This is a genomic window from Bacillus sp. DHT2 (genome assembly GCF_026241455.1).
Classification (GTDB): domain Bacteria; phylum Bacillota; class Bacilli; order Bacillales; family Bacillaceae_G; genus Bacillus_A; species Bacillus_A pseudomycoides.
In genome coordinates, this window is sequence record NZ_JAPHWH010000008.1 from 79587 (window position 1) to 94396 (window position 14810).

Annotated in this window: 12 protein-coding genes and 1 pseudogene; 8 read left to right on the top strand and 5 right to left on the bottom strand. The window is 34.8% G+C overall.

Features of this window, described 5'->3' with window-relative positions:
• Window positions 1-57 precede the first annotated feature (57 nt).
• From ORL93_RS18780 to ORL93_RS18800, 5 genes and pseudogenes are all read left to right on the top strand, one after another.
• On the top strand, window positions 58-1323 hold the full coding sequence (locus tag ORL93_RS18780) for a hypothetical protein (protein WP_018766517.1): 1266 nt from the start codon (window positions 58-60) through the stop codon (window positions 1321-1323).
• Between the two features lie 300 nt (window positions 1324-1623).
• A pseudogene (locus ORL93_RS18785) lies at window positions 1624-2204 on the top strand (ATP-binding protein); the annotation flags it as partial.
• A 266-nt stretch (window positions 2205-2470) separates the two neighbouring features.
• Window positions 2471-2851, top strand: coding sequence for a hypothetical protein (locus ORL93_RS18790; protein WP_003194716.1), 381 nt, complete (start codon window positions 2471-2473; stop codon window positions 2849-2851).
• 107 nt (window positions 2852-2958) lie between these two features.
• Entirely contained in the window at window positions 2959-4068 is a 1110-nt protein-coding gene (locus tag ORL93_RS18795; RefSeq protein WP_098161233.1) for a PRK06851 family protein, read from the top strand.
• A 173-nt stretch (window positions 4069-4241) separates the two neighbouring features.
• Window positions 4242-5015 (top strand): nucleotidyltransferase domain-containing protein, encoded by a 774-nt coding sequence (locus ORL93_RS18800; protein ID WP_006093288.1) that lies wholly within the window; start codon window positions 4242-4244, stop codon window positions 5013-5015.
• A 28-nt stretch (window positions 5016-5043) separates the two neighbouring features.
• Here the strand turns inward: ORL93_RS18800 and ORL93_RS18805 are convergent, their stop codons facing one another.
• Window positions 5044-6570, bottom strand: coding sequence for an FAD-dependent oxidoreductase (locus tag ORL93_RS18805; protein WP_265959368.1), 1527 nt, complete (start codon window positions 6568-6570; stop codon window positions 5044-5046).
• Window positions 6571-7191: 621 nt separating this feature from the next.
• Here ORL93_RS18805 and desB point away from each other — a divergent pair.
• Window positions 7192-8277 (top strand): Delta(10) desaturase DesB, encoded by a 1086-nt coding sequence (gene desB / locus ORL93_RS18810; RefSeq protein WP_097795244.1) that lies wholly within the window; start codon window positions 7192-7194, stop codon window positions 8275-8277.
• 163 nt (window positions 8278-8440) lie between these two features.
• On the opposite strand, the gene ORL93_RS18815 is transcribed toward desB, so the two are convergent.
• The 4 genes from ORL93_RS18815 to ORL93_RS18830 form a co-directional block, all read right to left on the bottom strand.
• A complete protein-coding gene (locus ORL93_RS18815; RefSeq protein WP_003194725.1) occupies window positions 8441-9133 on the bottom strand; it encodes an amino acid ABC transporter permease in 693 nt (230 codons plus the stop codon).
• A gap of 115 nt (window positions 9134-9248) precedes the next feature.
• On the bottom strand, window positions 9249-10034 hold the full coding sequence (locus ORL93_RS18820) for an ABC transporter substrate-binding protein (RefSeq protein ID WP_097795245.1): 786 nt from the start codon (window positions 10032-10034) through the stop codon (window positions 9249-9251).
• 145 nt (window positions 10035-10179) lie between these two features.
• Window positions 10180-10902 carry an amino acid ABC transporter ATP-binding protein gene (locus ORL93_RS18825; protein ID WP_265959369.1) on the bottom strand — a complete coding sequence of 241 codons (723 nt, stop codon included), beginning with the start codon at window positions 10900-10902 and terminating at the stop codon, window positions 10180-10182.
• A 192-nt stretch (window positions 10903-11094) separates the two neighbouring features.
• The gene (locus ORL93_RS18830; protein WP_097795246.1) at window positions 11095-12429 is read right to left on the bottom strand and encodes an FAD-binding oxidoreductase; all 1335 of its coding nucleotides are present in this window, start codon (window positions 12427-12429) and stop codon (window positions 11095-11097) included.
• 397 nt (window positions 12430-12826) lie between these two features.
• Here ORL93_RS18830 and argR point away from each other — a divergent pair, with 397 nt between their 5' ends.
• Both argR and arcA read left to right on the top strand, forming a co-directional pair.
• On the top strand, window positions 12827-13276 hold the full coding sequence (gene argR, locus ORL93_RS18835; protein WP_018766526.1) for an arginine repressor: 450 nt from the start codon (window positions 12827-12829) through the stop codon (window positions 13274-13276).
• Between the two features lie 276 nt (window positions 13277-13552).
• Window positions 13553-14785: an arginine deiminase gene (gene arcA / locus ORL93_RS18840; protein ID WP_265959370.1), complete on the top strand. Its 1233-nt coding sequence runs from the start codon at window positions 13553-13555 to the stop codon at window positions 14783-14785.
• Window positions 14786-14810 lie beyond the last annotated feature (25 nt).

Sequence of the window (14810 nt, forward strand, 5' to 3'; positions counted from 1 at the left end):
CTTTCAAAATTGAATAGATTATGTATTATCTAACTAAATATTAAAGGGGTTTTCAGGGTGAGTCAGCTTAGACATTCTTTTTCAATTACATTACTTGGTAGTGGGGGAGGAGCCGCTAAAGCAGTATTGGCAGTTTTAAATCAAACTGTGGCGAATATAAATGATCCCATCTATTCTATGATAAAAGATTTAAAGTTTCATCTCGTTGATATAAAGCAAAAGGAAAAAAGCTATTATGACGAATTATTTCCGAATTTAAAGGGGAAATTCTTTCTTCATGAAATGGATCTTCAAAATACAATACTGTTTAAACAGCATTTACAGAAAACGGATGCTGGTGTAGTTATCGACGTTTCCGGAGCAGATACGATTCGTATACTTAGTTGTTGTAATGAATTAGGTATTTCGTATGTAAATTCAGCTTTGGAGAATGAGCAGGTGGATCAGGATGATAGCTTAAAGGGGTTTCAGCTTACAGAACGTTATACGAGATTTGAAAAGGAAAAAAATAATTTTACAAATACAAGAGCTATCATAGGATCGGGAATGAATCCTGGTGTTGTTCAATGGATGGTTGTACAGCTTATGAAAGAACAACCGGGAAAAAAGCCACGTGCGTGTTATATTATAGAGCATGATTATTCTTTCTTTGCAGACCAAAGTCTTATAAAACCTAATACACTTTATGCTTCATGGGCGGTAGAACGTTTTCTTGATGAAGCAATATTAAGTTATCCAATGTATGTGAGTCATCATCGGCCCATCTATTTTTATGAGGATGTATATGCTTCGGAATATAAAGTGAGATTAGGAGAGAAAGAGTTTCATGGTTGCCTAATGCCACATGAAGAAGTTCTGATTCTTGGTAAAACATTTGATATGGAAGTGGGTTTTCTTTATCGTATTAATGAATATACAACAGATTTAATTCGAAAAAATCTAGATGATGTGGATAAATTATGGAATTGGAATCGAAAAGTTTTTAATCCAGCAGAGGAAGAAATAGCCGGAGAAGATTTAGTTGGTGTGTTACTTGTCTATGAAGACAATGAAAAATATATGTACAATGTAATGAATAGTAGTGAAGTTTTCCAGAAATATAAGACAAACGCGACTTATTTTCAAGTTGGTTGCGGAATCTATGCTGGTTTGTCCAGTTTACTGCTAGATATATTTTCACCAGGTGTGTATTATGTTGAGGAATTATTACTTAATACAAAAAGTAAGTATGGTGAATATTTACATGTTTATATGAAAGATTTTGTGATGGGTGATAATTCATTTACGGATGGATTGCTTCATGAGCGGGTGAAGTGGATATAATTTATCCCGCCATTTGTGGGCAGTAAGACCTCCACCTCAAACTTCAGCGAAAGCGAAGAGGTTAGGTGATGGATCAACTGACTGTAAAAACCAGATTGGTGAGGACTAATAATCAGTGTGGAATGAGGCTTCCACTGATTAAGGTTTCATTTTGTGTAATTGTTAACAGGGGGAGTTTGTTCACTCCCTCTTTTAGTGTTATGGTATGAAAGGAAGTTAGAATAAAAATAGTATAGCCATTTTATATAGGATAATACTACTAGAAATTTCACATGACGTAAAAGTTAGATAGAAATGACTTTAAAGGGCTTTACTCAAATTCAAAAAGAGCGCAATCTAGCTGATAATGCTAGTTATGATATTATGCTGCAGGAAATTGAGAGAATTGATGGATTTGTTAGTGAGTGAATGTTATTTGGAAAGCTGAAACCAACAATGTATCAATTGTGTGATATGCAAAAAGTTCTGTTATATGTTGTTCATTTGATGGAAAGTTATGCAATGCAGTACGCTGTAAAAATACATATACAAGTAGATGAGGCTTTACCTGATATAAAGGGTGATGAAAAGCAATTAAAGCAAGTCTTATTAAATCTTGTGAAAAATGGGATTGAATCGATGATGTATGGGGAGATTTGAGAATTTCTGCCTATAAAACGATAGAAGAAAAATTGTTTATTTGCATTCAAGATGAGAGATGCGGTATGGATAGCGAAAGAATAGAGAGACTTGGAAAGTCTGTTTATACGACAAAGGAAAATGGAACTGGTCTTGGTTTAATCATTACAAATAAAATTATTGAAGAACATCAAGGGATGATTCAATTCAAAAGTAACATTGGCACAGGGACAAAAGTAGAAGTGACATTGCCAACTATATAGAATTTAAAGACAAGAGTACTTTTCAGAAAAGTGCTCTTGTTGTGTAAATATAAACATTTTATAAAAAGCTTCAAGAATGCTTTTTTTTATAAAAAACTTAGTTTATAATGGAGGAAAATATCGACATGTAGTTTTATTACTCATGTACCGGTTTGTAGTTTTTACTTGTATGAATGTTTATATTGAATTGGGTTTTATGTGAATTAAAAAAGAGGGGTGCACATGCATCCTTTTTTCTATGCTGATATTATGACAGAGGTGGTACGATGGAACTAACATTAAATTCGACCGTATGTTTACACACTATTCAATTTCGAAAAGATCAAAAGAATTATATTGTAAAGGATACAATTACAGGAGAAAAATATGAAATGCCGCCACTTTGGATTGATGCACTTGCAATGATGCGTGACGGATTTTTATTGGGAGAAATTGAAGAAAAGCTAAAGGAAGAGTATCCAAAAGAAGAAGTGAATATTCTAGAATTTACGAGGCAATTGTTGGAACTAGAGCTTGTCGGAATGGTTGATGGAAAAGAAATTATTTGTAAGAAAAAGAAAGATAAAGATTATTTTGCATGGGTTCGTCCTCGGATTGAACAGTTTTTTCTTAATTTAAATCGAAAATATCGAAGCAGAGGTCAATGATGATCTCTGCTTTTTTGTTGCAAGAATAAAAAATAGGTATTCACCCAATTGAAGCGTCGTGCATATTGTAACTTATGTAAGTAGACTGCTATAAAGGAGTGAGGGCAGTGACAGGGAAAATTCTAAATTATTATGCTGGAGGAAATACCGCGAGAGGTTTTTATAGTTTATATGAGGAAAATGTAAGGGGATTGGAAAGACTTTTCATTTTGAAAGGTGGTCCAGGGACAGGGAAATCCTCATTGATGAAAGCAATTGGGCTTGAGTGGGTTGGAAGAGGATATGATATTGAACTGTTACATTGTTCTTCTGATAATAAATCCATCGATGGTATTATTATTCCAAAATTAAAAGTAGGAATTGTAGATGGAACAGCACCACATGTCATTGAGCCAAAAACACCTGGAGTTGTAGAGGAATACGTGAACTTAGGAGTTGCATGGGATTCAGAGAAATTACGAAAACATAAAGGTGAAATTACACATTATATTTCTGAAGCGAGTGGTGCATTTCAATCAGCGTATGCTTGTTTTAAAGAGGCGTTAGCTATACATGATGATTGGGAGAGAGTTTATATTAATAATATTGATTTTCAAAAAGCGAATGAATTAACAAGCCAGCTTATACAAAAGTTATTTGCAGATAACAAAGGAAAACAAGCGGTGGTAAAGCACCGTTTCTTAGGGGCAGCAACACCAAAAGGGGCGGTTGATTTCGTTCCAAATTTAACAGAAGATATTCCGCATCGTTATTTTATAAAAGGGCGCCCGGGTTCAGGAAAATCAACGATGCTAAAAAAATTAGCTGAGGCAGCGGAAGAGAAAGGATTTGAAGTTGAAGTATATCATTGCGGCTTTGATCCAAATAGCCTAGATATGATTATTGTAAGAGAATTAGGTTTTGCGATCTTTGACAGCACCGCGCCACATGAATATTTTCCAGAGCGAGAAGGTGATGAGATTATTGATATGTATGATCTCATCGTTATGCCAGGAACGGATGAAAAATATGCAACAGAAATTCGGGATGTTTCCATTCAATACAAAACAAAAATGAGTGAAGCAATGTCGTTCTTAGCGAAGGCAAAAGCAGTTCGAGATAAATTAGAACGGATTTATATTGCTGCGATGGATTTTACAAAAGTAGATATGTATAAAAATGAAATTCAGGGTGAGTTTGAGCGAATTGCAAAGCTTGTTAGCGAGCAACAAAAATGAAATGTTTATAGAGCTGCCAGGGAAGGCCTAGCAGCTTCCTTTTAAATTTAGTTATGATACATACTATAGAGTTACTGAGATATTGATGTTAAAAGTAGAATAGCACGCCAATAATAAGTAGATTATATTTGTCGAATTTCCAGGGAAATGATCAGAAAATGAGGATGATATATATGAGGGATAAAATTCAATTAGAATTACAGAAAATTGAAAAAGAGAACAATGTGAAAATTTTATTTGCTGTCGAATCTGGAAGTCGTGCATGGGGATTTCAGTCGAAAGATAGTGATTATGATGTTAGATTTGTATACATTCATTCAGTAGACTGGTATTTATCTATTAATGAAAAACGTGATGTGATTGAGTATCCAATTAGTGATGCTTTAGACATAAGCGGTTGGGATATTAGAAAAGCTCTGCAGTTATTTGCAAAATCAAATCCAGCACTATTAGAATGGATCCGTTCTCCAATCTTTTATTCTAAGAACTCTGATCTTCCAGAGCGTCTACAGAAAATGAGCGAAAATGATTTTGATCCTAAAGCAACGATGTATCACTACTTACATATGGCTTCAAAAAACTATCGTGAATTTCTACAAGGAGAGAGCGTGAAGTTGAAAAAGTACTTCTATGTATTGCGCCCTATTTTAGCTTGCAAATGGTTAGAAGAGAAAGGGACATTGCCGCCTGTAGAATTTGAACGATTCATTACTGAATTGTCGCTAGAACAAGAGCTTTTTGATGAAATTGAAGATTTACTACTAAAGAAAAAGGATGGTGTTGAGTTAGACGCTGGTCCGAAGATTATCGTATTAAATGAATTTTTAGAGGGGCAGATAAAGTATTATCAAGAGTATGTGAAAGGTATTGAAAAGGGAAAGGGCATTGAGGTTGAGAGGTTGAATGGCTTGTTTCGGGATATGTTATTTGAGAAAGAGCACCAGTAGATTGGTGCTCTGTTTGTTTTAGTTAACTTTATTCTCCATCAACCCGTTTTAACGGCTTATCTGCCGGCCCCTCAATTACATCTCCTTCAATTGAAAAGCGTGATCCATGACAAGGACAATCCCACGTACAATCACCGCTATTCCATTCTACTTCACAGCCAAGGTGTGTACAGGTCGTATCAACAATATGCAAATTTCCTTCTTTGTCTTTATAAGCGCCTGCACGTTTTCCATGTACTCTTACAACGGCACCTTCACCATTTTCAAGATCTTCTGGTTTACGCAGAGCAAATTCTAACTTGCCTTCGATCAAATGTTTTGCCACATCAAGGTTTTGAGAAACAAATGTTTGTATATCTGGATCTGCATGAAATCGTGATGGGGCAAAGAGTTCTTTATACGGGTTATCTATTTTTGTAATAGAGTCCTTTAGTAGTTGAGCTGCAGCAGTTCCTGTTGTCATCCCCCATTTTCGATAACCTGTTGCAACGAATATATTTGGATTATTTTCATTAATATGGCCGATGTAAGGTAGTTTATCTAGGGTAATTAAGTCTTGTGCTGACCATCTGTAAGGGATTGCATCTATTCCAAATGTTTCTTCTGCGAAAGAGTGCAATGCTTCATAATGAAGCATTGTATTGATTCCTTGTCCTGTTTTATGACTTTCACCCCCAACAAGAATAATTTTTTCTCCATTTACTGTTGTGTAACGTAAGGAGCGTGTAGGAGTATCTATGCTTAAATACATGCCTCCGGGATAATCTTTTTTTGCTTTTATAGCTAGAACGTAGGAACGTTCTGCATACATTCTTGTGAAGAAAAAGCTATTTGCATCATAGAAAGGAAAATGAGAACAGGAGACGACATATCCACATGTAATACGATGGCCATCTTTTGTAATGACTTGCGGATAGAATCCTTTCTCGATATCGATTGCAGTGGTTTGCTCATAGATTGTTCCGCCTGCTTCAATAAACTGTTCAACAAGGTTCTTTAAATAATGAAGAGGATGGAACTGTGCTTGTTTTTTCATAACAAGTGCTCCCTGAACTGAGATAGGAAGTGGAATGGACTCTACATAGTCACAAGGAATATTTAGTTTTTTATAAGCTTCATATTCTTTTGTTAATTTCCGTAATCCGTCATTGTAAGTTGTATATAAGTAGGCGTCCTCTTCAGTAAAGTCACAATCAATGTTATTTGTTCGGACTGTTTCTTTTATAAATTGCAATGCTTTTTCGTTTGCCTCATAGTATAGGCGCGCTTGATCAGCTCCAAAATGATCAATGAGCTCATCATAAATGAGATCGTGTTGTGCTGTGATTTTTGCAGTCGTATGGCCTGTCGTTCCATTTAAAATATTTCCGGAATCGATTAAAACAACTTTCATGCCCTCTTTTGCAAGTAAATAAGCAGTTGTGATGCCTGTAATTCCAGCACCAATAATTGCAACTTCTGTTTTTATATTTTCTGATAGCTTGGGGAAAATAGGGAATGAAGTAGAATCGCGCCAGTACGGTTCTGGAAATTGGGGAAATGAATTGTTTGTCATCGTATGTCCCTCCTGTTTTAAAATAATTTACTACTTATTTTTTCCAATTTATATAAAATTCATGTAGCTTATTTTCAATCTAGGAGAAGGAGATACTGTACAGTGAACAGAAGAAATTAAGAATGAGTTTTAAATATTTACAAAACATAAATATTATTCTAATATAATAAAAATGAGTATTCCTTTATAAGGTTATTTTAAATGACAGTCGATTCTATAAAGAATTATTGATGTTCATATATAAGCTTTTCTTGAGTGAAGCAGACTTTCTTATATGTGAAAGTATTTATATATATAATGGATAAAAGCTTATAAAACCTATGCTTTTCCTTTGGTGAAATAAAATATTATTATAAAAATATAACCACATTTTATTACTAGGTCATAAAAGTTATTGACAATATGGAAAGTCTATTGATATGATTCATCATGTGGAAAGGTTGATAAAGAGTAAAAAGAGAAATGTTTTTCATTGATAATAAAAGCGAAAATGAGTGACGATAGAGTGAGTATGATTTACTTATTATAAATGCTTTTTGTAATTAACTAGTATTATCAATCTGGAAACAAGAATTGATTTATGCAAGTTGCGTAAGCGCGGCATAAGAAAGGGGCAAAAGGATGAAGGAGCTTCATACGTTTGGATGGTATGCAGCACGTGTATCGCCGCATTTGCCAAAAAAAGCATTTAAACCAGTTCCAACTCGTTTGTTTGGTGGACTGGCTTATTTACTTGTGGCGGTAGCTGGGTTAATAGCGATTGGTTTATTCGATTTGAATGTGTGGGCAAATCTTGGAATTGCAATTGTTCTAGGGTTATGTTTTGCTTCACTTGGATTTTTAGGACATGAAATCTTGCACGGAACAGTTGTAAGAAAAGCATGGCTTCGTGATTTTTTAGGGGCAATTGCATTTATGCCATTATCTACAGGACCGAAATTGTGGAGAAAATGGCACAATGCGACGCACCATGTTCATACACAGCATGAAGAACATGACCCTGATGCGTGGCCAACACTTGAAAAGATGAAGAAGAGTAAATTTTTAAGATGGGTGTATCGTATGCCCTTGCATGTGCGTTCTTTCTTCAGTTTTCTGTCACTAACAATTCAATTTACAATACATTCAACTCGTATGTTCTTTCATTTTATAAAAGAATTTAAGTCATCGAATCAGAAGTCTGTATGGCTTCAACTTCTTTTGCCATGGACGGTTTGGATTAGTTTGCTATTTATTATGGGGCCTACGAAGTGGTTGTTTGCTTATGTGATTCCATTACTCATTGCAAACTTTATTGTAATGGGCTATATTGCAACAAATCACCGTTTAAATCCAATTGTTCCCGTAAATGATCCATTAGCTAACTGTTTATCTGTAACAGTGCCGCGCTGGGTTGATGTTTTGCATTTTAACTTCTCATATCATACGGAACATCATTTGTTCCCTGCTATGAGTTCTAAGTATTACCCATTAGTAAAAGAAAAAATTAAAGAAATGTGGCCGGAGCGTTATCATGAAATGCCGATGACGAAAGCAATGGCAGCACTTTGGAACACACCTCGCGTATATTATCAAGGCAGTGAATTAGTTGATCCTCATAGGGAACATTTCTATGGTTCTTTAGGGAATGGGTTAGACCCTGATAATATTGCATATCGTGAGGAGCATATAGAAGCACAGGAAACTATCAAAAAAGTGAATCCATGATTCTGGAATAGATTATTTAGAACCCTTTAACTAAAAAAGCAAGCTACCTAAAAAGTAGCTTGCTTTTTTTAGTTTGTATTTTGATTGTTTTTTTGCATGTAATAGTAACTTTTCATTGATTCCTTTTTCAATCTAATAGATGAAAGGGTTGCTACAATTCTTCCTATAAAGAGACTGCTTTTTCTTTCTCTTTATTTACTTGTATAGAATTACTTTGTTTACGCTGAAGTTTTTTCTCTAAGAGATTTACGAGGTAAGTAAACAAAAGGACGAGTACAAGATAATAGGCACTAACAACAATGTATGTTTCAAGTTGCTTAAAGTTTCCAGCAGCTATAGATAAACCGGATCCCCAAAGCTCAGACATTCCTACGTATGCGACAAGGGAAGAATCTTTTAATCCAATGACAAATTGGTTTCCGAGCGGAGGGATTGATAATCGAAATGCTTGTGGTAAAATGATACGGCGCATAGCGAGTGGATAGGACATTCCTAAAGAACGAGCCGCTTCTAATTGGCCGCGATCGACCGATTGAATGGAGCCACGGAAAATTTCTGTAATATATGCACCGTTATGAATTGCTAAAGCAATGGCACCAGCCCAAAATGGAGACAGAACGATAATAGACGTAATGCCGAAATAAAGAATCATGATTTGAACGATTAATGGTGTGCCTCGGATAACAGCAATATATATGTGTGCAATACTATTTAAAATTTTATTATTGGAAATACGAAAAAAGGCGAATAGAAGTCCGATTAATGAACCAAGTAATAATGAAGTTAATGTTAATTGTAAAGTCATGACAATTGCTTTTAGAAATGTTGGATATGTAGATATGAAAATTTCAATCATCAACGTCACCTCAATATAGAATTTATTTTAGGAAATAGATGCAAATACCCCACGGCTGAGGTGGGGCATCGCTTATGGATTAAAAATGATTTGTTTTTTAGAAGGGTAAATCATTTTATTTTGTCTTTTCCTCTTCTCCAAGAATATTTTTTCCAAACCATTTTTTACTGATTTTTTCATATGTGCCATCTTTAATAATTTCCTCTAATGCTTTGTTTACTTTCTTCACCATCTCTTTATCATCCTTGCGAATTGCAATTCCCATTTCCTCAAGATTTAATGGTTTTCCAGCTTCTTTTATATTTGATTTTCCTTCTTTTATCATACGAAGACCAACCATTTGATCCGTAATAACAGCATCTACTCGGCCTGGTTCCAAATCCATAAGAGCTGTAATGTCACTGTCGTATTCTGTGATTTGATCTGTATGTTTTTCCACAAGTTTTTTAAATGTACTAGATTTTACAACACCGATTTTTTTTCCTTTTAAGTCTTCTACTGAAGAAATGGAATTGTTCTTTTTAGCTACGAAAATTTGTGCACCAGAGCGATAGTATGGATTCGTAAAATTAACGGCTTTTAGGCGGTCTTCTGTAATTGCCATACTTCCTAATATGACGTCATATTTTTTTGCTTTTAGACCTTGAATCAATGTTTCCCAAGGATTTGTAACTGGAACAGGCTTCATTCCCATTTTTTTTGCGAGTGCCTCACCAATTTCGACATCAAAACCAACTAGTTTTCCGTCATTTTCTTTGAAATTAAAAGGTTTATATAAGCCGCTCATTGCGTAGCGAAACTCTTTCCCTTCATTTGTTGAAGTTTCCTTACTACAGGCTCCAAGGACGAAGGATACACATAGTGTAATTGCTGCAAAAGCAGTAAGTATTTTCTTTCTCATCAAAACCCCTCCTATATATTCATCCTGCACATACGGGGTAAACAGCCGTATCTTAATTGCTATGGAAAGTTTCCATGGGTGGGGCAATTAGGCCACCCGTATGAGTTTTAATGGTTTAAGTATTCGTGGGGAGAGAAGTCCCTCTCTATAAAATGTTTCGTAAAAACTGTTTTGCTCTCTCATTTGACGGTGCTGAAAAAAAATGTTCTGGTGGTGCATCCTCTACAATTTGTCCATTATCCATAAAAATGACGCGATCTGCTACATCCCGTGCAAAGTTCATTTCATGGGTGACGATTACCATTGTCATTCCTTCACCAGCAAGCTCTTTCATAACTTGGAGTACTTCTCCAACAAGTTCAGGATCAAGAGCAGATGTAGGTTCATCAAATAGCATGATTTTAGGATTCATTGCAAGTGCGCGTGCGATCGCAACACGTTGTTTTTGTCCACCAGATAAAAGGTGAGGTGTCACGTTTGCTTTGTCTTGTAATCCAACCTTTTGTAATAGGTCGGTTCCAATTTCTTTCGCTTTTGTTTTGTCCATTTTTTTTACATGAATAGGTGCTTCTATGATGTTTTCTAATGAGGTCATATGTGGAAAGAGGTTAAAATGTTGAAATACCATTCCAACATTTTCGCGGACTTTATTTAAGTTTGTACTTTTAGGATTAATTCGTTTCCCTTGTAAGTGAATTTCTCCTTCATCGTACATTTCTAAAAAGTTGAGACAACGAAGTAAAGTGCTTTTTCCTGAGCCGCTCGCGCCAATTAAAACAACAACTTCTTTTTCTTTTACTTCTAAATTGATCCCTTTTAAAACGTCTAATGAACCAAATGACTTTACTAGATTTTGAACTTGAATCATACCAATCCCCCAGTCAAATTTGTATTTTACAAATGTTTCCCCTTATTTTTGTTATTAGTCATAAAGTGCCAAAACCCTTTATTTTTTGCGAAAAACATTGTCTAGAGGACGTGAAATTAGGAAGATGATTCGGTTAGTAAGGTGATAAAAAGAGGCTTTGAAGAAAATAAAAAAGTGAGAGGAATTTATATTTTATTTATGGAAGGGAGGGATGCTTTGTGGGAATCGAAAAACATTACAAGGGTCATATACTGTTTTTACTTTACGTAACCTTGTAAAGTTTGTGCCATAGTAAGTGTTTTGCCAATCTGTAATATCAATATCAGGCCAATTGACATAATCACCTAATGTATAAGGTGCCATAGCATTTCGTAAATCTTTAATCCAACGTATATTTTGTTGTTCCTCATTGTCGCATTTCCAAGATGTAAGGTATTCTTGAGCAATAATTGCTTTTCGATGGAAATAAGCTGTTTCACTTGGAGCAATGTCTTCTACAGCTCCTACGAGTGATTGATGCCAAACGCTCGCTGAAGAATTTGGAGCATGACTAAGAAAATGCTTTAGAACTTGAATCCCTTTAAGCGGAATTGTCTTATATACATAAGAACCAGAACGTTTGAATTTTTCTGGGAAGTTACCACTATTAAAGAATTCAACTGCTTGTATATAAGGAACTTCTTCTATGAACAGAGAAGGAGTTCCAGCTTGTAATACAGGTGCCAGTAAATCGAGGAGTTCCGAAGGATGACCAACAAATTCTCCTTTTACTTCAATTTTATTTCTCTGTTTAGAAAATAATTCAATAGATGAAGTAAGACGCTCATCTATATAAGGTGCCCAGTTTTGCCAAGCTTGAAATGCGGTAATAAAGTCTTTCCATTCCCAAGTGAGTGAAAAAATCGAGACGTTTTGAATGGGGTGAACACGAAATGTTAAAGATGTAACAATTCCGAAGTTCCCACCGCCACCGCCGCAGCATGCCCAAAATAAATCAGCGTTTTCTCTTTCGCTGGCACGAATAAATCTTGCCCCTTTTTTACCAACTGCTTGCACCATGTCTATTTCTAATAGTTGATCACAAGTTAATCCAAATAAGCGTGATAACATACCAATGCCACCACCAAGTGTTAATCCAACAATTCCAACGCTGGCGCTGGTGCCAGCTGGTAATGTGACGCCATATTTCCACAGCTCTTTATAAACAGCACCAAGGTCTGCTCCAGCCTCAATGGTTGCTGTTAAGCTGTCCTGCTGGACTATAATTCGATTCATTTCACTTACATCAATAATAAGTCCACGATTCACAAGGGAAAAGTTTTCATAGTTATGGCGACCACTTCGTACACGAAATGGTATATGACGTTCACGTGCCCACTTCAAGGCATTGCATACATCTTGAGTATTTTGACAGAAGACAATTATGCAGGGGAGCTTTGGAAGACTTAAATTTAAGTTTATGCGAGCTACATCATATTCAGGATCTTCTGGAGTTACAATGCGCCCTGTTAATTTTGTTTTTTTCATTATATTGTTCCTTTCCATATGAGATTGGTTCTTATTATTGTATGAGAAAGCTTGTTTAAGAGTGTTTGAATTATAAATAGTATGTATATGAAGAATGAATAGGCTGATTAAAATGTTAGTATATTTTTCTAGGAAATTTAATTAAAATTAGAAACATATGGATGTGTATTCAGCAGTATGTATTTAGTGTTGCCATACTAGATACTATAGAAATTTTTAGCAGTACTCAAACAGAAGTCCCCTTTCTCAAGTACGTGCAGGACATAGTCCAGGATGAAATCATATAAGAGGGATAATTATAAACTATGAACGTTTCCGCAACATTTACCTTTATCTCTTTCGAATGGAAATTATAGCAAGATATAATAAAGTTATAATATTCGAAAGGATGTCTTTTATGAAAAAGGAGAAAAGACAACGGCTAATTAAACAATTGATAAGAGAGTGTGAAATAGATACACAAGAGAAATTAGTAGAATTGTTAGAGGAACATGGTGTAGTAGTTACACAAGCAACGATTTCACGAGATATTCGTGAATTAAATTTAATAAAGGTAACCTCTGCAAGTGGATTAACAATATATAAGATTTTTTCAGAAGACAGTTTACAAACGGATATGAAATTAAAGAAAAAAATAAAAGAAGTTGTTGTGAAAATTGATTGTGTAGAGCAATTAACAATCATTAAAACATTACCGGGAAATGCCCATGTTATTGGTGTATTATTGGATTCTTTAGATTGGAAAGAAAAAGTAGGATGTATATGTGGAAATGATACGTGCCTTGTGATTTCTCGATCACAATCGGATAGGAAGGTTCTAGAAGAAAGATTGAAATTGATTATGTAAGTGAAGATCCTATTTCTAATTTTTATTAGAAATAGGATCTTTTTTTGAAATTTTAATATGAATTAGTAAAGGGTTATTCATTATATATACGTAATATATAGCTGTTTTGCAAAATATGGAGCAAAAAACCTTATAAAAATACAAATATATATTATTTTAAAAAATAAATTGTGAAATATTCCACTTGGAAATGTTAGCGCTTTCACAAAGAAGGAAGTACGTACCGTTTATTATGTATTTGTAGACATCAAACAAATTTAAAAGGAGGTACAACAAATGAAACATCCGATACATGTTACTTCAGAAATTGGGGAATTACAAACGGTTTTATTAAAACGTCCTGGTAAAGAAGTGGAAAATTTAACGCCAGATTATTTGCAACAATTATTATTTGACGATATCCCATATTTACCAATTATTCAAAAAGAACATGATTATTTTGCACAAACATTACGCAATCGGGGTGTTGAAGTTCTTTATTTAGAAAAACTAGCAGCTGAGGCGTTAGTTGATAAAAAACTTCGTGAAGAATTTGTTGATCGTATTTTAAAAGAAGGACAGACTGACGTAAATGTTGCACATCAAACTTTAAAAGAATATTTACTTTCCTTTTCAAATGAAGAATTGATTCAAAAAATTATGGGTGGCGTGCGGAAAAACGAAATTGAAACTAGTAAAAAAACGCATCTGTATGAATTAATGGAAGATCATTATCCATTTTATTTAGATCCAATGCCAAATTTATATTTTACTCGTGATCCAGCAGCTAGTATAGGTGATGGTTTAACAATTAACAAAATGAGAGAACCGGCACGGAGACGTGAATCATTGTTTATGGAATATATCATTAAACATCATCCACGATTTGCAAGTCATGATGTGCCAGTTTGGTTAGATCGTGATTATAAATTTCCGATTGAAGGTGGCGACGAACTGATTTTAAATGAGGAAACAATTGCAATTGGGGTATCTGCTCGTACTTCAGCTAAAGCAATTGAGCGTTTAGCTAAAAACTTATTTAGTCGCCAAAATAAAATTAAAAAAGTGCTAGCAATAGAAATTCCAAAATGTCGTGCTTTTATGCACTTAGATACAGTGTTTACAATGGTCGATTATGACAAATTTACAATTCACCCAGCTATTCAAGGACCAAAAGGAAATATGAATATATATATATTAGAAAAAGGGAAGGATGAAGAAACTCTTAAAATTACCCATCGTATATCTTTAACTGAAGCTTTAAAAGAAGTATTAGGTTTAAGTGAATTAGTACTTATCCCTTGCGGAGGAGGAGATGTGATCGCTTCTGCTCGTGAACAATGGAACGATGGATCTAATACATTGGCGATTGCGCCAGGAGTAGTTGTTACATATGATCGCAACTATGTATCTAATGCTTTATTACGTGAGCATGGTATAGAAGTTATTGAAGTACTCAGCTCGGAATTATCTCGCGGTCGTGGGGGTCCACGTTGCATGAGTATGCCGATTGTTCGAAAAGATATTTAGTATAAAAAACGGAGAAAGTAGGGAT